Source organism: Microcoleus sp. bin48.metabat.b7b8b9.023 (assembly GCF_013299185.1).
Classification (GTDB): domain Bacteria; phylum Cyanobacteriota; class Cyanobacteriia; order Cyanobacteriales; family Microcoleaceae; genus Microcoleus.
The window spans coordinates 1-22,113 of record NZ_JAAFKG010000016.1; the positions used below are offsets into that span (position 1 = coordinate 1).

Sequence of the window (22,113 nt, forward strand, 5' to 3'; positions counted from 1 at the left end):
AGAATGGACTACTGGGTGATGTTGAGTCACCGAGATAATTGAGTATTTCTACTCATTTTTGTCTCGGATGATTCACTTTTCCCCCCTCAATCCCCCTATGTGCCAGTTGGGGGTGCGGAATGTGGGTTCCAATCCGTTGCTAAGGTTTAATTGCAGCTAATTTTGCCCTTAATTTTGCGTTTGGCCGCGCCCATACCTAGAATCCCAAATCCTGCCAAAGTACCCAATACCGTACCAGGTTCCGGTACTGCTTCAGCAGATGGTGTTTCAAAATTACCTTTAATCGCGATCGCATCATTAGCGCACTCAGCAAACAAGTTAGCAATATAACTGCCAGAAGGCATGGCAGATTTATTGAAACTGAATCCGATGGTTTGAGAACCTACTGCATTAAACTGCGAGAAATCCAAACCCATGGCGCTCAAAGTTGCTGAAGTTAAAGCAGAGATTTCTCCTACTTTTGTACCCGAATCAATTGAGTTGAGAACTGTCCAGTTTCCTGTTTGTTGAAAATAGGGGTCATTCGCAGCTAAATCTCCCGTAGACGGCGTTCCACCAGCCGATCGAACGCGATCGTTGTATTGAGTTAAATTGGTAAATCCAGAATTAATTTGGGTGACGCTTTTCGCTGTAACATTGCTGTAAACGCCTGTTGTCGCGACGCCTGAGTCATTGCCGGCGGCAAAGCGCACTGCAAACAAGCTGCCATTTGCGTTAGCTGTATTGAAGTTTTGACCTGAAAAATTGAAGAATAAATCGCCGTAGTTAATGTTCCCTCTTTGAGCCTCGGTGTCAGCATATCCTGCTAAACTCAGATTGGAGTTGATGGCGATAAAAGCTCTATCTGATGTTTCTTTGACGGCGATGCCGTAAAATTCAAACTCGCCACCACCGATTTGATTTCCTGTCACGCCGTCGTTGAAGGAGTCGATCGCATAATTCCAGCCGTTAGATAGGGTTGCTGCTGTAGCCTTTGGTTGCTGTAATCCAATAAATGCAAGGAAGACAGCCACCGAGTAAGTCCAGCGAAAGCTGTTTTTTGTAATGGAATTCATAAAAAACTCTCTGATGAACGTGTGTTAAAGTATCAATTTTGTCGATCGACTATTTTGATTTTTAGTAAATCACACATTTCAGTATATTTTATTAAAGTTTTGGTAAAGATTTTGTTGGCAATTACGTAATATCACTGGGATTTGTCCAAAAAACCAACCAATACCTTCAACAGTTGACAGTTGACAGTTGACAGTTGACAGTTTGAAAGCAACCTCTACCCTTAAGTCCAAGGATTGGAGTAATGAATAATCTGATTTTAATTTCTCCCTCAAAGGCTTGGGGCTTTCAACCAATTCTTTGCTGTACTGTATCTAGATTGTCTGTGGTGTGCGAGGGGGAGATGGCAGAGGGTGCGATGGGGAGAGGGTTTGAAGATTTGCGATCGGCGATCGCAATATGCAGCAATTTAAATAAACAACAATACACAACAACTTATTCGCCTATAATTTGAATACTTACACTTCTGTTTCGCGGCCCGTCTAAGTCGAAAAATAAAACTGATTGCCAAGTCCCCAGTGCTAATTTACCTTCAACAACTGGAATGACTTCGCTGGTACTGAGTGTCATGGCCATCAGGTGAGAATGCGCGTTGATCGGTTCGTCGGGCGGAACTATTCTTAAATGCAAGTCGTTGTGCAGGTATTTGTCGTCTGGGGGCGCTAATTTTTGCAGGTATACTTTAATATCGGCTAGCAATCTTTCTTCGTTTTCATTGATTGCTAAAGCTGTCGTGGTGTGTCGGGAAAATACAAGGACTTGTCCATTTTTTACTGCACTTGCGTCCAGAAGCTGGACTATTTGGGGCGTGATGTTGTAAATGCTGATGCCTGATTCTGTGAGGATTTCGATTGTTTGATTGATTATTTGCATAACTTATCTCTTATCTTCCGCCCGGTTCAATAATTATAATTACGTTTGTAGTGAGGACTTCAGTCCTCAAAGTCCTCAAATGCCGATCGCCCAAAATTCTATCATTTCTCTCAACCCTTGCTACCCATGAAGTGTTGGGAAACATTGAAAGGAGGACTTACGCATCAATACCAAAGAAACCGGGTTTTTTGCCTAATCTCGGGGTTAGAACCAAGGATTTTCGTAAAAAACCCGGTTTCTCACCACTCGCGCGTCAGTGCAAAGTAAATCTAAAATCTAAAATCGACTGAGATCCAGAGGCGATCGCTCTCGCCTACGCACGTTTTAACAACAGTCAAGCAAATTCCTGCAACATATTACAGCAGGCATCGCGGGTTAATTCTAACTCGGGCGGTAGTTTCTGCACTTGAAGCGCTGCATAAATCGATCGAGTTTTTCCCGACTCTTAACCTATCGCCGAGAGCTCGTTGACAATTTTGACTTTTCCCTTGAGCACAGAGCGCAGCAGGCGGTTGATCGAATGTATGTCTTCCTCGGGGAGAGAGTCATCTAAAACAGCGGCCATCAAACCGTAGCGATCGGCTACAGTCAAACTGCCCGTATCGGTAACAGAGGCAAGTATTTCGGAAATAGCGCCGGGGATAAGTTGAACCAAAAACATGAAACGTTCCCTCTCATTCGATACAAGTATCATCTCTCGTTCTCCAAAAATTAAGAGTGACGCTGGCATAGCAGAGAACGTGATGTTTTGAGGCTAACTGTGCGATCGCCACGGAGCTTATTTTGTGACGAGTGGCATCTTAAATCAGCGATCGCCGTCACAATATTATCTGAGAACTACCCATTGCCTCCACTCTCCTCCAAAATCTAAAGATTTATAAAGCTTTTTGGGATCTGCGGGTGTCTTTACCCATTTCCCATGTATAAAACGCATTGCGGTGATGCAAAAAGTTCATAAAAGTAAACATTTTGTAAAAATAGCTACGAATATTTACTGTCGCGCGCTTTACATTAGTTCATAACAAAGGTGCATCGGAATACAGCGATCGAGCCATCGGTAACAACTATAACCATATATAGTTTGGCTGAATTCGAGACAGCGCCTAATCAAGCTCAGGCATACACAAGACCAACCATGCTTAAAAGAAATTAGATCGAGTAACTAAATATACAGTTTTAAATCCACAAGCTCATTAAGGTTAGCAGGAAACACATTTTATGCTCCAAGTCAATATCTCAGGGAATAAACCAGCAGCGAGGGTAAATCGATGACCCAAACAGTAGAACCCAAAGCCAGCTTGAACAAGTTTGAAAAACTCAAAGCCGAAAAAGATGGCTTAGCAGTCAAAGCCGAACTAGACCACTTCGCCCAAATCGGCTGGGAAGCAATGGACGAAATCGATCGCGAGCACCGCCTCAAATGGCTCGGCATATTCTTTCGGCCAGTAACTCCGGGCAAATTCATGATGCGCCTGCGCTTGCCCAACGGCGTCATTACCAGCAATCAAACTAGAACGTTAGGAGACATATTACAACGCTACGGCTCCGACGGCAGCGCTGACATCACCACCAGACAAAACCTACAACTGCGCGGAATTCGGATCGAAGATGTGCCCGATATCTTCCGCCGTCTCAAGGAAGCGGGGATGACCAGCATTCAGTCTGGAATGGACAATGTACGTAACATTACGGGTTCCCCAGTCGCGGGTTTGGATGCCGGCGAACTGATAGATACGTGGGAATTGGCGAACCAAGTCCAAGACATGATTACCAACAGCGGCGAAGGCAACCCAGAGTTTTCCAATCTGCCGAGAAAGTTTAATATTGCGATCGCAGGCTGCCGCGATAACTCAGTCCACGCCGAAATCAACGACATCGCCTTCGTACCCGCTTACTCTGACGGCAACATCGGCTTTAACGTTTTAGTCGGCGGCTTCTTCTCCGCCAAACGCTGCGAAGCTGCAATTCCCCTCAACGTCTGGGCTAGTCCCAGCGACGTTGTAGATTTGTGCAGAGCAATTTTAACTGTGTTTCGCGATCGAGGCCCGAGAGCAAACCGCCAAAAATCGCGGTTGATGTGGCTGATTGACGAACTCGGCATCGAACAATTCCGCGCCGCCGTCGAACAACAAGTAGGCCGCACTTTGCCCCCCGCCTCGCCCAAAGATGAAATCATCTGGGACAAACGCGACCACATCGGCATCTACGCGCAAAAACAATCAGGGCTCAACTATGTAGGGTTGCACGTTCCCGTCGGACGGCTGCAAGCAGCAGATTTGTACGATTTGGCCAGAATCGCTGAGGTTTACGGCAGCGGCGAACTCAGGCTCACCGTCGAAGAAAACGTAATTGTTCCCAACGTTCCCGACTCGCGGCTGGAATCCCTAGTCAAAGAACCGTTGTTACAGCGTTTCTCGATCGACCCCGCACCCCTAACGCGCGCCTTGGTTTCCTGCACCGGCTCAAAGTTTTGCAACTTCGCCCTCATCGAAACCAAAGCCCGATCCGTGGCAATGATTCGGGAACTGGAAGCCGAACTCTCCGTTCCCAAACCGGTCAGAATTCACTGGACTGGTTGCCCCAATTCCTGCGCTCAACCCCAGGTAGCCGACATCGGCTTGATGGGTACAAAAGTTCGCAAGAACGGCAAAACCCTCGAAGGTGTGGACATCTACATGGGAGGAACAGTTGGCAAAGACGCTCATTTGGGTACTTGCGTCCAAAAAAGCATTCCTTGCGAAGACCTGAAACCGGTGCTGCATCAACTGTTAATTGATAAGTTTGGGGCTGTTCCCAATCCAGCTTTCGGGGATGTCGCTTCCCTGAACCGGCAACTGCAACTGACGGTTGAGAGAGACGAAACAGTTCTGATGGCGAAACCTCAGACATCTACTGTCATTTTCGCTCGATCGGGCAAAGAAGTGGCTTGCAGCGAAGACGAATTCATTCTCGACGTTGCCGAACGCGCCGGAATCGACCTCGAAAGCAGTTGCCGATCGGGAACCTGCGGCACTTGCAAGCAGCAACTCTTAGAAGGTAAAACCGTCTACGACAGCCAACCTGACGCAGCCTCCGACTTAGAACCAGGGTTCATCTTAGCTTGCAGCGCGCGGGCGATCGGCAAAGTGTCGATCGACGCCTAATATCATAATGTGAGATTCGAGAGACCCAAAGAATTATCTCATTGCGAACAGAATTATGTCATTGCGAATGATATTCTCTCCTTGCGATCGAAATTATGTCATTGCGAAGGTCGTAAACCAATCTCACATCAGGCATCTCACATTTCGAGTATCTCAAAGTACACCAACAATTCAAGACAAATGAGCAACCTTTCTAGAAGAAAATTCATCATCACCGCCGGAGCAACAGCAGCAGGCACCCTCCTCGCCCACGGTTGCAGTTCCGGTTCCAGCACTACTAGCGGTAGCCCTACCCCCGCAGCCGGTGGCGCCTCACCCACCGCCGCCCCAGCAGTCAACATCAACCCCGCCGACGCCCCCGAAGTTACCACCGCCAAACTCGGATTCATTGCCCTCACCGACTCCGCACCCATAATCATCGCCCAAGAAAAAGGGTTATTTGCGAAGTACGGCATGAAAGACGTACAAATCCTCAAACAAGCATCTTGGCCAGTTACTCGCGACAACCTAGAACTCGGTTCCGACAAAGGTGGCATTGACGGAGCTCACATCTTGTCCCCGATGCCTTACCAGATGACCTTAGGCACAATTACCAAAGGCAATCAACCAGTGCCGATGAACATTGTTGCCCGGTTAAATACCAACGGTCAAGCCATCTCCGTAAGCAAAAAATACCTAGATTTAAAAGTAGGTACAGACAGCAAACCACTCAAAGCAGCCCTCGCCAATCAAAAAATTGCTGTTACCTTTCCCGGCGGCACCCACGATTTGTGGATGCGCTATTGGTTAGCAGCCGGTGGCATCGACCCGAATACAGAAGTTTCTGTTATTCCCGTACCGCCACCTCAAATGGTAGCTAACATGAAATCCGGCAGCATGGAAGCATTTTGCGTCGGCGAACCTTGGAATGCCCAGCTAGTTACTCAAAAAGTTGGATACACCGCCTTAGTAACGGGAGAGCTCTGGAAAGATCACCCAGAAAAAGCCTTAACTTTAAGAGCAGATTGGGTTGAGAAAAATCCTAAAGCTACTAAAGCAATTACAATGGCCGTACTGGAAGCCCAGCAGTGGTGCGATAAGCCAGAAAATAAAGATGAGATGTGCCAAATCATCTCTCAAGATAAGTGGTTGAAAGTACCACTTGCAGATATTGCAGGTCGCATGAAAGGACAAATTGACTATGGTACTGGCCGCGTTGAAGCAGCTAGTTTAGTAGCAATGAAATTCTGGGCTGACAATGCTTCCTATCCCTACAAGAGTCACGATGCTTGGTTCATCGCCGAAAATATTCGCTGGGGTTATATGCCGGCAACTACCGACATCAAAGCCACGGTTGATAAAGTTAACCGCGAGGATATTTGGAAAGCAGCAGCGACGGCACTTGGCGTTCCTGCAGCCCAAATTCCTGCAACCACTTCTCGTGGTGTCGAAACATTTTTTGACGGCGTGAAGTTCGATCCGGAAAAACCTGAAGAATATCTGAAGAGTCTGGCTATCAAGAAAGCCTAATTAGTGAACAGTTGACAGTTGGTAGGGGTGGTGTCCCCGTGCCCGCCCTCTTAGTTGACAGTTGACAAATCATAAAAGTTAGTGGCGTTGGGTTTCGCAACTCAACCCACCACAGCCGATAGGGTTCTGAATTCAAAGTATCTACAAATAATCGATTATTCACTGTACTGAAAATAGACAAATGGCAACAAACCTCTCTGTTTCTAAAAGTAAAAATCCAGCAAATTTTGTGCTGGATCTGGTTCAAAAAAACCGCAAAAAAATAATCCGCCCGCTAGTTGCGATTACAGTTCTGCTGGTAGTTTGGCAAATCCTCTGCCACGACCCCACATCCACCTTGCCCGGCCCGATTAAAGCCGTCCAAGAAAGCTGGAATTTGATTATCAATCCGTTCTTCGATAACGGTGGTACTGACAAAGGTTTATTCTGGCAACTGGCTGCTAGCTTGCAGCGGGTGGCGATCGGCTTTACTCTAGCAGCAGTTCTCGGCATTGGTTTAGGGATATTAATCGGTACAAACTCTTTAATGTTCGATGCTTTAGACCCGCTATTTCAAGTATTTAGAACAATCCCGCCCCTGGCTTGGCTACCGATCGCCCTGGCAGTATTTCAACAGTTCAATCCCTTTGAAGGCTTGGGGATGAAAGCTAACGAAGTTTCTGCACTTTTCGTAATCTTGATTACAGCAATCTGGCCGATTCTGATTAACACCACAGTAGGCGTTCAACAAATACCTCAAGATTACAGAAACGTCGCCCGAGTCTTGCGCCTCCCCAACCAAAAATACTTCTGGAAAATCTTGCTACCGTCTTCGGTTCCTTATATCTTCACAGGGTTGAGAATTGGTATCGGTTTGTCTTGGCTGGCGATTGTGGCTGCGGAAATGTTAGTCGGCGGTGTCGGCATCGGCTTCTTCATCTGGGACGCTTATAACAGTTCTCGACTCAGCGCCGTGATTCTGGCAGTGCTTTATGTAGGAATCGTCGGTTTGATTTTAGACAGACTCGTTGGTTTCGTCGCTTCTAAAGTTGTTCCTGAAGAACAAAAATAGAATTGGGGAATGGGGAATAGGGAATGGGGCATCGGGCATTAGTGTCAACCACCAGGTCAAACGTAGTATTGGTCTTCTGTCTGAGTCACAATTCTCTCGATCCCCCCTAGCCCCCCTTAAAAAGGGGGGAACCAGAACCACTCAAAGTCCCCCTTCTTAAGGGGGATTTAGGGGGATCGAGACTCGGCTACAAACGAGAGATACAGAGAGTTTTAGTATTAAGTTGACACCAATGGGTAATGAAAACTTAGTTGTCTGGGACACCCGGATCAACAAAATATTTTCCCAATGGCCAATGCCCAATGCCCTGTTTGGCCAATTAAAATAATCAGCATCTACAAAATACAAATTAACCGGAAAAATCATGTCAGTTCTTATTGAAGTAGACCACGTAGATCGCGTATTTAACTTGCCAAATGGCGAGCAATACATCGCTCTCAAAAATATCGAACTTAAAATCAAAAAGGGAGAATTTATCACCTTAATCGGACACTCTGGTTGTGGTAAATCTACACTATTAAATATCATCGCCGGACTGGACACAGCAAGTCAGGGCGGGATTACTTTAGAAGGGCGGGAAGTCCGCGATCCAGGCCCGGATAGAATGGTGGTATTTCAAAATTACTCGCTGCTACCTTGGCTGACTGTTCGCGAAAATATTGCCCTAGCAGTCGATGAAATTTACAGCGGTAACTCTCAAGCAGACCGGGAGTTGGTAATCGAATACCATATTAAATTGGTGGGACTGGGGGCGGCAGCCAACAAACGTCCCGGCGAAATTTCTGGGGGGATGAAACAAAGAGTTGCGATCGCCCGTGCCCTCGCTATCCGCCCGAAATTGCTGCTGCTAGACGAACCCTTCGGCGCCCTCGATGCTTTAACTCGCGGCGGTTTGCAAGACCAATTGATGAACATTTGCGAAGAAAGCAAAGTCACCAGCGTGATGGTAACTCACGACGTAGATGAGGCTTTGTTGCTGAGCGATCGCATTGTAATGCTCACCAACGGCCCGGAAGCGCAAATCGGACAAATCCTCGAAGTGGACATTCCTCGGCCCCGCAAGCGCATGGAAGTGGTCAACCATCCGAGTTACTACGCGCTGCGAAACGAAATGGTTTACTTCCTCAACCAGCAAAAACGGGTGAAACAGCGCCGGGCCAAACAACAAGCCCCATCCGTGGTGATCGCCCGCAACGGCCTGGAAAAAGTCAACCTCGACATCGGCTTTATTCCCCTCACCGACTGCGCGCCCTTAGTCGTAGCCAAAGAGAAAGGATTCTTCAAAGCCCACGGCTTAGAAGAAGTCACCCTCGTGCGCGAACCTAGCTGGAAAGAAATTGCTAAAGGTATCGGCCAAGGACGACTGGACGCCGCGCAAATGGTCGCAGGAATGCCGATCGCCATGCTGTTAGGTATGGACGGCGAAGCCCCTGTTCCCGTCAACAGCGCCTTAACCCTGTCCCGCAACGGCAACTCGATTATTTTCGGGAAACACCTTTACGACGAAGGCATTCGGACATTAAAGGATTTCAAAGCTGCGATCGCCAAGACCCCCGACAAGGTACAAACCTTGGCCATGGTACACTCCGCCTCCATGCACAATCTGCTGTTCCGCTACTGGCTGGCTGCCGGTGGCATTGACCCCGATCGGGATGTGGCCTTGACCATGATTCCGCCCCCGCAGATGGTATCGAATTTAAAAGCAGGCAACATCCAGGGCTATTGTGCCGGCGATCCCTGGAACTCCAAAGCAGTCAACGACGGTACGGGTTTTGCCATCGCCCGTTCCCTCGATATTCTGCCCGGACACATCGAAAAAGTTCTCGGCGTTAGCGAAGATTGGGCACAGAAATATCCTAAAACCCACGTCGCCCTCGTCAAAGCGCTTTTGGAAGCCTGCGAATACTGCGACGATCGCCGCAACCGCGAAGAAATCCTAGAATTGATTTGCCAAGAACAATACATCGGTGCCGATCCAAAAGACATCCGTCCGGGGTTCATCGACCCGTACAACTCCGGTACGGAGGCACAACCCGAAATGCTCTACAATTTCAACCAGTTCTATGTTGACAAAACCAATTGTCCAGACCGCCTAGAAATGTTGTGGGTGATGGCGCAGATGGCCCGCTGGGGATTGATTCCGTTCCCGAAAAACTGGGTGGAAGTGGTCGATCGAGTTTTGCGGCCCGATGTGTTCGGTCAAGCAGTGCGCGAGTTGGGTTTGCCGGATATTGCTAGAGCTCGCCGGACGATCGAACTATTTGACGGCACTGTCTTTAATCTAGACGACCCGATCGACTATCTTCAGAACGTCAAAATCAAGCGCGATCTTCGGATTGAAGAAATCTTAATTGAACAAATAGGCAGTCAGTGTTCCATCAGACAGCCAGCATAATCACCAAATAGGAAGAGGGAGTGAAGAGTAAGGAATCAGGAAACAAGACTCCACATTTCCCGCTTCCTAATTACCTCTCTTACTAACCCTTAATCCTAAATTCTCATGTCTAATCCCGCAAACCCCCAACCAAATCCTGAAAATATGCAAACTATCAAAGCGCCCCCGGCAACGAAGATTCAGAGTAAGAAATCAGGCTTTTTGACTATTAAAGATGTATCAAAAGTCTACCCAAACCTGAAAGAACCAGAAAAACCTTTCGTGATTCTCGACGGTGTGAACCTGACGATTAATGAAGGCGAATTTATTTGTTTGATCGGTCACTCTGGCTGTGGCAAATCAACTTTGCTGAACATGATTGCGGGATTTAACGGGCCGACAAGCGGAGAAGTTGCTCTCGAAGGTGCGCGGATTACTGAACCGGGCCCCGATCGCATGGTGGTGTTTCAAAACTACTCGCTGCTACCGTGGCTGACTGCTACTGAAAACATCCACCTCGGTGTTGAAACTGTTTACGGGGATAAGTCCGCAGAGGAACACGATAAGATCGTCAAAGATAACCTGGAATTAGTGGGGCTGACAGAAGCTTGCAACAAAAGACCAGGCCAGTTGTCGGGCGGTATGAAACAGCGGGTGGCGATCGCCCGAGCCCTGGCAACTCGTCCCAAACTGCTGATTTTGGACGAACCCTTCGGAGCACTAGATCCGATTACCAGGGAAGAGTTGCAGGAAGAATTGCTGAAAATCTGGCGCGAGTACAAAATTACGATCGTCATGATTACTCACGATATTGATGAAGCTTTGTTTTTAGCCGATCGCATCGTGATGATGACCAACGGCCCTGCTGCATCAATAGGCGAAGATGTGCACATTCCCTTCAGCCGTCCCCGCAACCGCACGCGGATTATGGAAGATCCGAAATATTACGAACTCCGCAACTTTGCTTTAGAATTCCTGTTCTCTCGCTACGCCCACCACGAAGAGGACACAACGGACTCAGAAATGGCACCCGTCGTCCTGCCATTACCCGCTAGCAAAAAGCCTGGGGCTACTGCTGACAAGCCCATGCCACCGGTATCCTTTGTGCCTCACGCTGCACAACCCGTAGAAGCCTCGCCAATCAAAGGTGCCGTCCTGGCAGTCTCGTGGTTGGTAACAATGGCAACTTTAGCTGCTGTCAATACATCTGCTGTTTCCAGCCAACTCAAGCAAGCTAAGCTAGCAGAAACTACACCGGCACCAACTGCGGCGGCGGTTGTCAGTTCTCCCCCCAGCCCTGCACCGATCGCAGCCAGCCCTGCACCGATTGCAGCCAGCCCTGCACCAAGTGCTGCTGCAAGTCCTGCATCCATTGCCAGTCCTGCACCGAGTGCTGCTGCAAGTCCTGCATCCATTGCCAGTCCTGCAACCTCACCCACCAAGGCAGCAAGCAGTGCAGGTTCAGGAATTTCGGACAAAGCTGAACTTGATGCGATCGGAAATCAGTTGTATGCACGAATTGACGAAAATTGGAAGACAACTCCGACATTTACCCAAAGTTTGACCTATCGAGTCAAAGTGAAACAAAACGGAGATATCGTACAGTTCGAGCCAACAAATAAAGCAGCTAAAGATTTCCTCAAAGAAACTCCTCTGCCCGTTTTACAAGCGACCGCCGGTGCCGCAGCAGGCGCTCAAAAAACTGCTGATTTCCAAGTAACTTTTAGCCCCACCAGCGGCGGCGGTGGCGTATTAGAAGTTAAAACCGCGAAATAGGCAACATATTCCCGCACTCAATCTGAGATTGGTACGAACAACTATAGCCTTTCTCAGATAGATGAGGCACGCTTAGGGTAATTGGCGATCGGTAATTGGTAATGCGTAATTGGTAATGGGCTTCTAAGCTTTTAAATCGCCAACTTTTTTCTGATTTCCAATTACCTTTTTCCCGATTACCCTTTTTTCGATTGCCGATTGCCCCAACCATCCGCGAATATGGCAAATCGAACTGCCATAACTCAAAAGTATTACCCGAAAGAATTGGTTGAAAGCCCGCCCGCCATAGCGGGAGAAATTAAAATCAGACTATTTATTACTCCAATCCTCTTCCTTCCGAAGAGGGCCCGCACGGGGGCACCGCCCCTACAAACTGTCAACTGTCAACTGTCAAACCGCCTGCTGTCTGAGTCCTGCAAACATTCCTCCTATCCCCCATCCCTTGGGGGGACAACAGTTAGGTATTAATTCAGTCTGTTTGAGGGGATTGTGAAGCGGAGAAAGTTAGCTACAATCGAGACCGATCGCCAGTTTAACTAAGATAGCGGTTAATTTTAAATCAGGGTATTGTAAAACTTCATTGACTTTATAGCCATTAATAGCCATGTATAGTATAGTATAGTCAAAAATCAGGGCAAAACAATGCAGCTCGTTTCCAAGCAAATTATCGATCGAAACCACTGGCTGTACAAGCAGCTAGATAATTTGTGCTTTCTTTCTAAGAATCTTTTCAACTATGCTAACTACATAGTCCGACAAAAGTTTATTAGTTCCGGAGAATACCTCGATTATTACAAAATACAGAAAATATGTCAGGGAAAGACTGACTATCTAGCATTACCAGCCAAAGTATCTCAGCAAGTATTATTGAGATTGCATGAAAGCTGGAAATCTTTTTTTGTAGCTACCCAGGAATATAAGTTACATCCAGATAAATTCAAAGTCCGACCCAAAATACCCAGATACAAACACAAAATATTAGGCAGAAATGTCCTGACTTACACCGCTCAAGCTATCAGTCAAGAATGGCTCAAAAAAGGAATCATCAATCTGTCTTTGACTCAGATATTTCTAACGACTAAAGTCAGCCAAGTAAATCAAGTCAGAATCGTTCCAAAAACTTACCATTACTCGATAGAGGTAGTTTATGAACCCAAGGCTGTAACTGTTTCATCATCAGGTGTTGAAGGAATAGCAGGAATTGATATTGGCCTGAATAATTTAGCGACAATTACATCCAATCAAAACGGGTTTGTTCCGCTGATAATAAATGGCAAACCTCTCAAATCAATCAATGCCTACTATCACAAAAAAAAGGCTGTGTTGCAGTCAGACTTGAAGGGGGAGAGACAAACATCAATCAAAATTGAACAATTAACTCACAAGCGGAATGTAAAAGTAGATAATTACCTGCACAACGCTAGTCGATTCATCATCAATCATCTGGCAGCTAACCGAATCGGGACACTGGTGATTGGTAAAAATGATAATTGGAAACAGGGAATAAATCTCGGAAAGCGGAACAATCAGAATTTCACAGCAATACCTCATGCAAGGTTTATTGAAATGCTAACTTACAAAGCGCAGTTAGTAGGAATAGTTGTGAAACTTATTGAAGAAAGTTACACTTCAAAGTGTTCTTTCTTAGATAATGAACCTTGTGTTAAGCATTCAGAGTACAAAGGTAAGCGAATTAAGCGAGGTTTGTTTCGTGCTGGTGATGGCAGACCGATCAATGCGGATGTGAATGGCAGCGCTAACATTGTCAAAAAAGCATTTCCCAACGCTTTTGCTGAGGGAATACAGGGCGTAGTAGTACGTCCGGTAAGGGTCACACCTTACAAAATGGTTGCCAGAGGCAATTGTAATATTTGTCTAGAAAACCTGTAACTATTTTCCGCTTGTGTAAAGCATTTTTGCGATAATTTAGTAATTATTGATACATTATTTGTCGGAGTCCTCAGTTCCGACTATAATAACGAGTTACGAATTATCCATGAGCTTTCAAAAATTAGCATCTAAAATCACCAGATGGAAACTATAAAAACTCTTTGCCCTTACTGCGGTGTAGGTTGCGGTCTAGAAGTTGTTCCCGACAAAAAACAAACTTGGAAAGTGCGGGGCGATCGCAATCACCCATCGAGTCAGGGCATGGTTTGTATCAAGGGAGCAACGGTAACAGAGTCCATTCGCAGCGATCGGCTACTTTATCCGATGATGCGAGATTCTCTCGACCAACCGTTCCGCCGCGCTAGCTGGGACGAAGCTCTCGATGCCATTGTCAACCGCATCAAAACAATTCGCAGCACCAGCGGCCCGGACGCTATGTGCGTTTACGGTTCAGGTCAATTCGCTACAGAAGATTATTATGTTGCCCAGAAACTCATGAAAGGTTGTCTGGGCACTAATAATTTTGATGCGAATTCTCGTTTGTGTATGTCTTCAGCGGTTTCGGGATACGTTCAAAGTTTTGGTTCGGACGGGCCGCCTTGCTGTTACGACGATTTAGAATTAACAGATTGCGCTTTTATTATCGGGAGCAATACAGCGGAATGCCATCCAATTGTATTCAATCGATTAGTAAAGTACCACAAAAAGCATCCCGATGTCAAGATGGTTGTGGTAGATCCGAGGCGGACTCCGACTGCTGAAGCAGCAGATTTGCACTTAGCAATTAAACCGGGTACGGATATAGATTTGCTCAATGGAATTGCATATTTGCTGTTGCGGAGGCAAGCAATAGATCCTGAGTTTATTCAAGAATGCACGGCAAATTTTTCAGCTTTTGCTGAAGTTGTCAGCAGCTACACGCCGGAGTTTGTAGCCTCGCGCTGCGGCATTACTGTCAGCGAGTTAGAAACTGCTGCCAACTATTGGGAACAGTCACAACGGGTTTTGTCTCTGTGGTCGATGGGAATTAACCAGTCCTCCGAAGGCACGGCAAAGGTGCGATCGCTAATTAATTTGCACTTGATGACTGGTCAAATCGGCAAACCGGGATCTGGCCCGTTTTCCCTCACAGGCCAGCCAAACGCGATGGGAGGCCGGGAAGCTGGAGGACTTTCTCACTTACTTCCAGGCTACCGCTTTGTCAAAAATGACGAACACAGAACCCAAGTCGAGGAGTTTTGGGGAATCGCACCCGGAACCATTTCGCCGAATCCAGGCCGCAATGCTTGGGAGATGATTACCGGCTTAGAAACGGGTGATGTTGAGTTGCTGTGGATTGCCGCAACTAATCCGGTGGTGAGTATGCCGGATTTAGAACGGACAAAAGCTGCTTTGTTGCGATCGCCCTTTACTATTTATCAAGAAGCATACTATCCCACCGAAACCTCAGCCTACGCTCACATCCTGCTGCCGGCAACCCAGTGGAGCGAAAAAACCGGAGTGATGACGAATTCCGAACGCCGCGTGACGTTTTGTCCCGGTTTCGATCCGCCATCCGGCGAAGCGCGCGACGACTGGAAGATTTTTGCAGAAGTCGGCCGCCGGTTGGGTTTTGCCGAACACTTTGCTTTCGACAGCAGCGCCGATATATACAAAGAATACGTGCAGTTGACACGCGATCGTCCCTGCGACGTAACAGGCCTCAGCCATGAATATTTGCGCCTTCAAGGCCCCCAACAGTGGCCCTGTCCCGAAAATCAGCCTCCCCATCCAGCGACTGAAGCTAAACGGCTGTATACTGACAGGCGTTTTCACACTCCTGACGGGCGGGCGAGATTTTCGGCCTATCACTCCCGGGGACTAGCAGAACCACCAGATCCCGACTATCCGTTTGTGTTGACAACGGGAAGACTTTACGGACACTGGCATACGATGACGCGCACGGGGAGAACAGAGAAAATTAATAAATTGCACCCAGATCCGTTTTTGGAAATTCACCCGCGCGATGCTGCTAAATTGCAAATTAAGGAGGGGGATTTGCTAGAAGTTCGATCGCGCCGCGGTAAGGCTCAGTTTCCCGCAAAAGTCACCAAGGCGATCGCCCCTGGTACGCTATTTGTACCGATGCACTGGGGTTCTCTGTGGGCAGAAAGTGCTGAAGCCAATGCCATGACTCATGCTGCAAGTTGTCCAGATTCCAAACAGCCCGAGTTAAAAGCTTGTGCGGTGCAGTTAGTGCTGATTGGGGCAGAAGTGGCCGCAGAAGTTGGGGAGTTTAATTGGGCAAAATCCACCGTCACGGTCAATTCTTGAGTTGCCGTCCAACTTTACCTTGGTTTCTTGCCACAGACTCAAATAAAATTCTAGTTTTATTGTCAATAAACCCAGTTTCTTAGCTATGGCTGAGGCACAATCGCAGGGTACTCTACAGCAATCAAGACCTTTGTCAGTCGATTTTCTATTTTTCGATTTTCCATTTTTCGATTTACTCCACAGATGCAATCTGGGAGTTGGAACTTTGGCGTTGGCCGTTCGCTTGTCGAAGGGTCTCAAATTTTGGGATCTCCACGACTTAAGTCCGAGGCTTGTACCTGTTTTTGGGAAAGGTTATCGAGTAATTTTGAGTTATTACCAGAAAGAATTGGTTGAAAGCCCCAAGTCTTTGAGGGAGAAATTAAAATCAGACTATTCATTACTCCAATCCTCGGACTTCCAGGTAGAGGTCGCTATCAAACTGTCAAGCGGTCAACAGTCAACAGTCAACTGTTGAAGCACCCGACAAGCTGCGTTCTCCCGCAGAGTTCGCGAATCAAGAAAATTAAATTTATTTTTTCTAGTTTTTCCTGCTTTATTCGGGGTTTTTCCTGATTCCTTGTTCCTGATTCCTGATTCCTGATTCCTGATTCCTGATTTTTTGTCGATCGAGCGGATCGGAAAAATTGCAGTTTGCACCTATAGGTGCTATGCTATTTTTATAAGGCTTTATTTTCGGCAGTACAGTTCGTTCGATCGGCGTTCCTCCGGATTTAAATCTCTACAACCTCGATTCTGGAGAATGTTCAATGTCAATCTATGTCGGCAATTTATCCTACGAAGTAACGCAGGAGCACCTCAACCAAACTTTTGGAGAGTACGGCACAGTAAAGCGCGTTCAATTGCCTGCTGACCGCGAAACAGGTCGGATGCGCGGTTTCGCTTTCGTAGAAATGTCTACTGAAGCAGAAGAAGCAGCAGCCATTGAGGCTCTTGACGGTGCTGAGTGGATGGGTCGCGACCTCAAAGTCAACAAGGCAAAACCCCGCGAAGAGCGCGGTTCTTCCAACAGCGGCAACTGGGGCAACAACGACCGCTCTTCTCGCCGCTACTAAACCACCCAAGCTAAATTTTTAGCTTGACCGTGTGTTCGACAGGGCGAAAATGCAGTCAACAATCCTTATCTGTTGAGAATAAGTAGTTGATTGTGCGATCGTACCGCGTCTAAAAGTCCTCAAACTCTTGATAAGCTAGAGTTTGAGGCTTTTTTATTGGCAAGATTTCTGAATCGGGAAATGGACTGCGTGCGATCGATTTCGGAGCTGACCCGAAAACCTGTAAAATAATGACCGACAGAAAAAATAACCTTCCTCAGACTCCGGTTTTCCGAGGGAAACAAGCAATCACAGAGTTTCGGGATTGCCAAGTGTACCGAAGAATGACAGAATGATCGACGATCGCTAAATCACGGGTATGCTGAAAAAACTATTTAGGCAAATTGTTAAGTCAGGCAGTGATGAAGATTTTCTGCACTTTACAGAAAATGTAGAAGTCATAATATCTAAAATTCTCTCACTGGCGATGATTTTGGTAATTATTGTCAGCGTTTGCGATTTGATGCTTTTTTTAGCAAAAGAATTGTTTAACGACCACGAGACTTTTTTATTAAAAGATACGTTGTTTGTCATATTCGGGTTGTTTTTAAATGTTTTAATTGCCCTGGAAATCTTGGAAAATATTACAGCTTATCTGAAAAAGCACGTAATTCAAGTAGAGCTAGTTATTGTAACTTCTTTGATAGCAGTATCTCGAAAAATTATCATTCTTGACCTAGAAAAAAAAACAGCAGCCGACTTAATTGGTTTAGCGGCAGCAATTTTTGCGCTTTCCATCAGTTACTTAATCGTGCGGTTGGCCAATAAAGGAAAAGATTAACACTGGGAATGGGGCATGGTTCGTAGTGCGGACTTCAGTCCGCTTTCTCGCTGCGGACTGAAGTCCGCACTACGAACCTTATCATTCGTAATTGGGGATTGTTAATAACTAATAGTAACTCTGGCTTGGCTTTAATAAAAATTGGCTGTATTTTCTAGAAAAATGGGCGGTTGAAACCTCCGTCTTATCTAGATGTCTTCCAGCAAACCATCAGGAGGCACAATTTCAATTCTGCCTTTTTCCAAATCAACAATTGGCACAATCTCTTGCACAAACGGAATCAAAATTTTGGTTGACTTAGGTTCTTTAACGCGGATTTTCCGTGGTTTGCGGGTATTTCTGGGATCGGCGTTTGCTGTGGGAGTTTCCGGGCGTTTTGGCTTAGATAGTTCTGGGGGGACAACTTCCGGCGCTGTGAGATTAGTTTCTACCTCTAAAAGGTCGTTACCTGCGGGGATAATATCGCTTACCTTGCCTAAGATTTCCCCGGTTAACTGGTTAAAAACTTCCATGCCAAGCAAATCTTGGACGTAAAACTCATCAGGTTCGAGGTAAGGTCGATCGCCCTTTTCGATTAACAACTTACATCCCCGCAGCGCTTCAGCGCCATCGCGGTCTTCTACACCCTCCACCTCTACAGCATACAACCCTTTGCCCGGAATGTAACGACCCCCCAAAAATTCGATCGGTTCCGGTTCAGTTTTCTTAGGGCGCAAAAGCCACCGCCTCCCCGGTTCAATAAACCTTTCCGGGAAATCCGAATCGGGATAGACTCGCACTTCCCCGTATAAACCTTGAGCTGCTACAATTGTACCGATTTCTATCCACTCACTCATAAATTTTATCACTCAAATTGCTAATAATTAGTCAGTTGACATTGGCCAAACAGGGCATTGGCCAAACAGGGCATTGGCCAAACAGGGCATTGGCCAAACAGGGCATTGGCCAAACAGGGCATTGGCCAAACAGGGCATTTTTCTTACATCGAACCTCAAACATCAATGAGTTAAATCCCTTGCCGAAGTTCTTTATATCCGTTACATCTGAGATATTGCACCATTCTCAACTAGCATTTCAGGGATGGGCATCCTGCCCGTCCCACAAGAAAATTCATCTTTTGTGGAACAGGCATCTTGCCTGTTCTTGAGAATGGTGCTAGATGTGAGTTAGATCCGTTATTAAATCAGTTACCAGAAAGAATTGGTTGAAAGTCGGAACCCTTTGAGGAAGAAATTAAAATCAGACTATTTATTACTCCAATACTCGAACTTAAGGCTAGAGGTCACTCTCAAACTGTCAACTGTCAACTGTCAACTGTCAACTGTCAACTGTCAACTGTTTACACCAACCCACTTCTCAGTGCGACAACCGCTGCTTGCACGCGATCGTCCACAGCCAACTTATTCATAATACCGCGAACATGAGTTTTAATAGTATTTGGACTCAAATAAAGTGCCGCCGCTATCTCCGGATTGCTGTTACCTTCCACCATTAACTTTAACACCTCTAATTCCCGCTGTGACAATTGGCCAAAAGTAGTTGTAGAGGCTGGTGTAGGCGGTTTGAGGTGATCGATGACAGTCCGAGCAATTTGAGGATCGAGGTAAGTAGCCCCCTCTGCTGCCGCTGCAATCGCTGCTAACAGCCTGTCTACGGAAGCACCTTTAATACAATAAGCATCAGCACCGCTAGAAAGGGCAGCAATAATTTCAGTTTCAGCGGTATGAGAAGTTAACATTACCACTCTAACTTCCGGCAGTTGTGCTTTAATTTGCTGCGTCGCTGCTATGCCATCCAGTCGTGGCAAACCGATATCCATTACAATAATATCTGGTTTCAGCTTCAGTGCGGCTGCTACGCCTAAATATCCATCTTCTGCTTGTCCTACTATTTCTATTTCTGGGGAATCGGCTAAAACTTGCTCTAATCCCAGTTGCATCATCGGATCGTCTTCAACAATTAGAATTTTCATAGGAAGAGTTGACAGTTGACAGTTGACAGTTGACAGTTGACAGTTGACAGTTGACAGTTGGTAGAAGGAAGAAAGAAAGAAAGAAAAACAATTCGTGCATCCCTGACTAATGACTACTGTGGGCGAGAACGTAAGCTCGCACTAATGATTAAGGTTCGGGAGCAGAGACTAATGACTAATAACGTTCGCGAGCGGGGACAGCACTAATAACGTTCGCGAGCGGGGACGCTCGCACTAATGACTAATGACTAATGACTAACTTTTAAAACTTCTACAAATTCGCCAGGGCAAATCCAGGTTTCCGATGCGGGCAAAACTGCTAAACCAGTCGTATTTGCGAGGTTAATTAAATTTGCTGAATTTTGGCTGCCGCTTGCAGGTTCAAATTCCCAGAATCCGGCAACTAAATGTAGTTTACCCCAAACATAAGTTTCGCGCTTGCCTGGCGATCGCAATTCCACATCACATCGAGCCCGCACAAACTCCGGGCCCCAAGCATCCGCGCCCAGCCCAGCCATTTTTCGCAAAGCAGGCACCACAAACCGCCAACAGCATACTAAAGCCGAAACTGGATTTCCCGGCAAACCAAAATAGAGACAATCCGAACTCGCAATCGGCAAATCGGATTTTTCTTCATCTCGTTTAAATACAGCGACAGTCAAAGGTTTACCCGGCTTAATCGCCACAGAACTAATGTGAACTTTGCCTTGCAACTGGGCCAATATTTGCTCAATATAATCGTAATCTCCTACAGAAACACCGCCCGTAGAAAGCACCACATCTGCTATCGAAATAGCCTGAGCGATTGCATCCTTTAGCGCATCTTTACTGTCAGGAATAATCCCCAATCGAATCGGTTCAAATCCCATTTGAGTCAACAACACTGTCAAAGCATACTGATTTGAATCTACCAGTTTACCGTAAGTCAAAGTTTTCTCGGGCGATACCAATTCGTCACCAGTAGAAAAAATAGCCACCCGCAAACGCCTATAAACTGGAACTTGAATGCACTGTGCAGTTGCTAATACCGCCATTTCTGGGGCGTTGATAACCGTACCCGGAGTTAGTAAAGTTGTTCCTGCTTGATAAAAAGCACCTTTGTGTCTGACAAATGCTTGCGGCTTTTCAGGAGAAACTAAGATGAAAATGCGATCGCCCTCACGCCTCGTTTCTTCCTGCATAACGACTGTATCAGCACCATCCGGCATCATCGCGCCCGTAAAAATTCGGGCTGCTTGGCCCGATTGTAGCGTAGTTTGAGGCGGATATCCGGCTGGAATCTCCTCGACTACTTCCAGTACCGCAGGTTTTTCGGCGCTGCAATTTTCCACATCAGCAAACCGCACGGCATAGCCATCCATTGCCGAATTATCCCAATAAGGAAAATCGAGGGAACCGGTGACGGGTGCAGCCAAAATGCGCCCCGATGCTGCCAACAAGTCTACAATTTCTACATCCCGCTGACTGTCGAGGGATTGCGCCAAATTTAGAACGATAGATTCTGCTTCTTTTACGGACAGCATCAGTGTCACCCAGTTTAACAAGACTTTTATTAGTTTAGCAAATCAGCAGCTATAGTGGAAATGTATTTTTTGATTCCTCTGCGGTAAACCGTCCTTTTGTCGTGCTTCGCTTATGACTATTTTTCGCTCAGCTTTGCGACTCAATTGTTTGTCTCTATTGCTGGTGGGATTTCTGGTTGTCTTGACTCAACTTTCAGGCTTGCAAGTCAGCGATTTATTCTTTCACCCTTTTTTCTCCCCCAATCCCAATGTGGCTTTATTAACTCGCACATTTCAAGTATTATGTGTTGTGCCAGTTATTGTTTGTAGCTTTAGCTATGGATTGGCTAAAACTATGCAACTACGTCCTACGGAAACTCGATTTATTCTGTTCTCTGCTTTGTTGACAGGCGCTTTTCTGCTCAATGAAATTTACAGAATTCATCTATATATTAGCGCCTTGGGAATTCCTAAGTTAGGAGTGAGTTTGTTGTACGCTATATTTGTGTTCTCCTACGGATGGTTTTTTCGGCGAGAATTACAGTCTACTCCCTACAAAATCTTGTTGGCTGGATTGGGATTGTTGTTTTTTGCGATCGGTATGGACGCGCTGAGGTTAGAAGACAAAATATTAGCTAGTTTGTTAGAAGGGGTTCCCAAGTTATTGAGCGAAATCAACATTACATTTTATTATTGGTATATCTGCAAATCTGTTCTGGCAAAAAGTTTTCATAACAAGATGAACGCGTCATTATAACTTTGTGATAGAATGCTAGCAGTAT

General features: G+C 46.4%; 18 protein-coding genes and 1 pseudogene. 12 read left to right on the forward strand and 7 right to left on the reverse strand.

Features of this window, described 5'->3' with window-relative positions; genetic code table 11:
- Positions 1-146: 146 nt before the first annotated feature.
- Positions 147-1,055, reverse strand: a complete 909-nt coding sequence (locus QZW82_RS11600) for a PEP-CTERM sorting domain-containing protein (RefSeq protein ID WP_293148160.1) — start codon at positions 1,053-1,055, stop codon at positions 147-149.
- Between the two features lie 242 nt (positions 1,056-1,297).
- Here QZW82_RS11600 and QZW82_RS11605 point away from each other — a divergent pair, with 242 nt between their 5' ends.
- Entirely contained in the window at positions 1,298-1,507 is a 210-nt protein-coding gene (locus QZW82_RS11605; RefSeq protein WP_293148162.1) for a hypothetical protein, read from the forward strand.
- Here QZW82_RS11605 and QZW82_RS11610 read toward each other — a convergent pair.
- The gene (locus QZW82_RS11610; RefSeq protein WP_293148164.1) at positions 1,489-1,926 is read right to left on the reverse strand and encodes a secondary thiamine-phosphate synthase enzyme YjbQ; all 438 of its coding nucleotides are present in this window, start codon (positions 1,924-1,926) and stop codon (positions 1,489-1,491) included. The genes QZW82_RS11605 and QZW82_RS11610 overlap by 19 nt on opposite strands.
- 445 nt (positions 1,927-2,371) lie before the next feature.
- Positions 2,372-2,587, reverse strand: coding sequence for a hypothetical protein (locus QZW82_RS11615; protein WP_293148369.1), 216 nt, complete (start codon positions 2,585-2,587; stop codon positions 2,372-2,374).
- 607 nt (positions 2,588-3,194) lie between these two features.
- On the opposite strand from QZW82_RS11615, the pseudogene QZW82_RS11620 reads away from it, so the two are divergent.
- The 8 genes and pseudogenes from QZW82_RS11620 to QZW82_RS11650 all read left to right on the forward strand — a co-directional run.
- Positions 3,195-4,721 (forward strand): annotated as a pseudogene (locus QZW82_RS11620) (ferredoxin--nitrite reductase); the annotation flags it as partial.
- A 75-nt stretch (positions 4,722-4,796) separates the two neighbouring features.
- Positions 4,797-5,069 (forward strand): 2Fe-2S iron-sulfur cluster binding domain-containing protein, encoded by a 273-nt coding sequence (locus QZW82_RS32235; protein WP_363318769.1) that lies wholly within the window; start codon positions 4,797-4,799, stop codon positions 5,067-5,069.
- Between the two features lie 180 nt (positions 5,070-5,249).
- Entirely contained in the window at positions 5,250-6,578 is a 1,329-nt protein-coding gene (locus QZW82_RS11625; protein ID WP_293148168.1) for a CmpA/NrtA family ABC transporter substrate-binding protein, read from the forward strand.
- A 181-nt stretch (positions 6,579-6,759) separates the two neighbouring features.
- Positions 6,760-7,629, forward strand: a complete 870-nt coding sequence (gene ntrB, locus QZW82_RS11630; RefSeq protein ID WP_293148170.1) for a nitrate ABC transporter permease — start codon at positions 6,760-6,762, stop codon at positions 7,627-7,629.
- A 364-nt stretch (positions 7,630-7,993) separates the two neighbouring features.
- Entirely contained in the window at positions 7,994-10,024 is a 2,031-nt protein-coding gene (locus tag QZW82_RS11635; protein WP_293148172.1) for a nitrate ABC transporter ATP-binding protein, read from the forward strand.
- A 105-nt stretch (positions 10,025-10,129) separates the two neighbouring features.
- Positions 10,130-11,779 (forward strand): nitrate ABC transporter ATP-binding protein, encoded by a 1,650-nt coding sequence (locus QZW82_RS11640; protein ID WP_293148174.1) that lies wholly within the window; start codon positions 10,130-10,132, stop codon positions 11,777-11,779.
- Between the two features lie 642 nt (positions 11,780-12,421).
- Positions 12,422-13,669, forward strand: coding sequence for a transposase (locus QZW82_RS11645; protein ID WP_293148176.1), 1,248 nt, complete (start codon positions 12,422-12,424; stop codon positions 13,667-13,669).
- A 141-nt stretch (positions 13,670-13,810) separates the two neighbouring features.
- Positions 13,811-15,982 carry a molybdopterin oxidoreductase family protein gene (locus QZW82_RS11650; RefSeq protein ID WP_293148178.1) on the forward strand — a complete coding sequence of 724 codons (2,172 nt, stop codon included), beginning with the start codon at positions 13,811-13,813 and terminating at the stop codon, positions 15,980-15,982.
- Positions 15,983-16,218: 236 nt separating this feature from the next.
- Here QZW82_RS11650 and QZW82_RS11655 read toward each other — a convergent pair whose 3' ends face one another.
- The gene (locus tag QZW82_RS11655; protein WP_293148180.1) at positions 16,219-16,362 is read right to left on the reverse strand and encodes a hypothetical protein; all 144 of its coding nucleotides are present in this window, start codon (positions 16,360-16,362) and stop codon (positions 16,219-16,221) included.
- A 369-nt stretch (positions 16,363-16,731) separates the two neighbouring features.
- Here QZW82_RS11655 and QZW82_RS11660 point away from each other — a divergent pair, with 369 nt between their 5' ends.
- Both QZW82_RS11660 and QZW82_RS11665 read left to right on the forward strand, forming a co-directional pair.
- The gene (locus QZW82_RS11660) at positions 16,732-17,037 is read left to right on the forward strand and encodes an RNA-binding protein (RefSeq protein ID WP_293148182.1); all 306 of its coding nucleotides are present in this window, start codon (positions 16,732-16,734) and stop codon (positions 17,035-17,037) included.
- A 358-nt stretch (positions 17,038-17,395) separates the two neighbouring features.
- Positions 17,396-17,857 (forward strand): phosphate-starvation-inducible PsiE family protein, encoded by a 462-nt coding sequence (locus QZW82_RS11665; protein WP_293148184.1) that lies wholly within the window; start codon positions 17,396-17,398, stop codon positions 17,855-17,857.
- A gap of 188 nt (positions 17,858-18,045) precedes the next feature.
- Here the strand turns inward: QZW82_RS11665 and rimM are convergent, their stop codons facing one another.
- The 3 genes from rimM to glp form a co-directional block, all read right to left on the reverse strand.
- Positions 18,046-18,693 (reverse strand): ribosome maturation factor RimM, encoded by a 648-nt coding sequence (rimM, locus tag QZW82_RS11670; RefSeq protein WP_293148186.1) that lies wholly within the window; start codon positions 18,691-18,693, stop codon positions 18,046-18,048.
- Between the two features lie 503 nt (positions 18,694-19,196).
- Positions 19,197-19,829 carry a response regulator transcription factor gene (locus tag QZW82_RS11675; RefSeq protein ID WP_293148190.1) on the reverse strand — a complete coding sequence of 211 codons (633 nt, stop codon included), beginning with the start codon at positions 19,827-19,829 and terminating at the stop codon, positions 19,197-19,199.
- 248 nt (positions 19,830-20,077) lie between these two features.
- Entirely contained in the window at positions 20,078-21,352 is a 1,275-nt protein-coding gene (gene glp / locus QZW82_RS11680) for a gephyrin-like molybdotransferase Glp (protein ID WP_293148192.1), read from the reverse strand.
- Positions 21,353-21,464: 112 nt separating this feature from the next.
- Here glp and QZW82_RS11685 point away from each other — a divergent pair, with 112 nt between their 5' ends.
- Positions 21,465-22,088, forward strand: a complete 624-nt coding sequence (locus QZW82_RS11685) for a hypothetical protein (protein ID WP_293148194.1) — start codon at positions 21,465-21,467, stop codon at positions 22,086-22,088.
- Positions 22,089-22,113 lie beyond the last annotated feature (25 nt).

Bases quoted from the DNA above. Each gene is read 5' to 3' on its own strand.
- QZW82_RS11600 (WP_293148160.1), bottom strand. From the start codon at position 1,055: ATGAATTCCATTACAAAAAACAGCTTTCGCTGGACTTACTCGGTGGCT.
- QZW82_RS11605 (WP_293148162.1), top strand. From the start codon at position 1,298: ATGAATAATCTGATTTTAATTTCTCCCTCAAAGGCTTGGGGCTTTCAA.
- QZW82_RS11610 (WP_293148164.1), bottom strand. From the start codon at position 1,926: ATGCAAATAATCAATCAAACAATCGAAATCCTCACAGAATCAGGCATC.
- QZW82_RS11615 (WP_293148369.1), bottom strand. From the start codon at position 2,587: ATGTTTTTGGTTCAACTTATCCCCGGCGCTATTTCCGAAATACTTGCC.
- QZW82_RS32235 (WP_363318769.1), top strand. From the start codon at position 4,797: ATGGCGAAACCTCAGACATCTACTGTCATTTTCGCTCGATCGGGCAAA.
- QZW82_RS11625 (WP_293148168.1), top strand. From the start codon at position 5,250: ATGAGCAACCTTTCTAGAAGAAAATTCATCATCACCGCCGGAGCAACA.
- ntrB (WP_293148170.1), top strand. From the start codon at position 6,760: ATGGCAACAAACCTCTCTGTTTCTAAAAGTAAAAATCCAGCAAATTTT.
- QZW82_RS11635 (WP_293148172.1), top strand. From the start codon at position 7,994: ATGTCAGTTCTTATTGAAGTAGACCACGTAGATCGCGTATTTAACTTG.
- QZW82_RS11640 (WP_293148174.1), top strand. From the start codon at position 10,130: ATGTCTAATCCCGCAAACCCCCAACCAAATCCTGAAAATATGCAAACT.
- QZW82_RS11645 (WP_293148176.1), top strand. From the start codon at position 12,422: ATGCAGCTCGTTTCCAAGCAAATTATCGATCGAAACCACTGGCTGTAC.
- QZW82_RS11650 (WP_293148178.1), top strand. From the start codon at position 13,811: ATGGAAACTATAAAAACTCTTTGCCCTTACTGCGGTGTAGGTTGCGGT.
- QZW82_RS11655 (WP_293148180.1), bottom strand. From the start codon at position 16,362: ATGAATAGTCTGATTTTAATTTCTCCCTCAAAGACTTGGGGCTTTCAA.
- QZW82_RS11660 (WP_293148182.1), top strand. From the start codon at position 16,732: ATGTCAATCTATGTCGGCAATTTATCCTACGAAGTAACGCAGGAGCAC.
- QZW82_RS11665 (WP_293148184.1), top strand. From the start codon at position 17,396: ATGCTGAAAAAACTATTTAGGCAAATTGTTAAGTCAGGCAGTGATGAA.
- rimM (WP_293148186.1), bottom strand. From the start codon at position 18,693: ATGAGTGAGTGGATAGAAATCGGTACAATTGTAGCAGCTCAAGGTTTA.
- QZW82_RS11675 (WP_293148190.1), bottom strand. From the start codon at position 19,829: ATGAAAATTCTAATTGTTGAAGACGATCCGATGATGCAACTGGGATTA.
- glp (WP_293148192.1), bottom strand. From the start codon at position 21,352: ATGCTGTCCGTAAAAGAAGCAGAATCTATCGTTCTAAATTTGGCGCAA.
- QZW82_RS11685 (WP_293148194.1), top strand. From the start codon at position 21,465: ATGACTATTTTTCGCTCAGCTTTGCGACTCAATTGTTTGTCTCTATTG.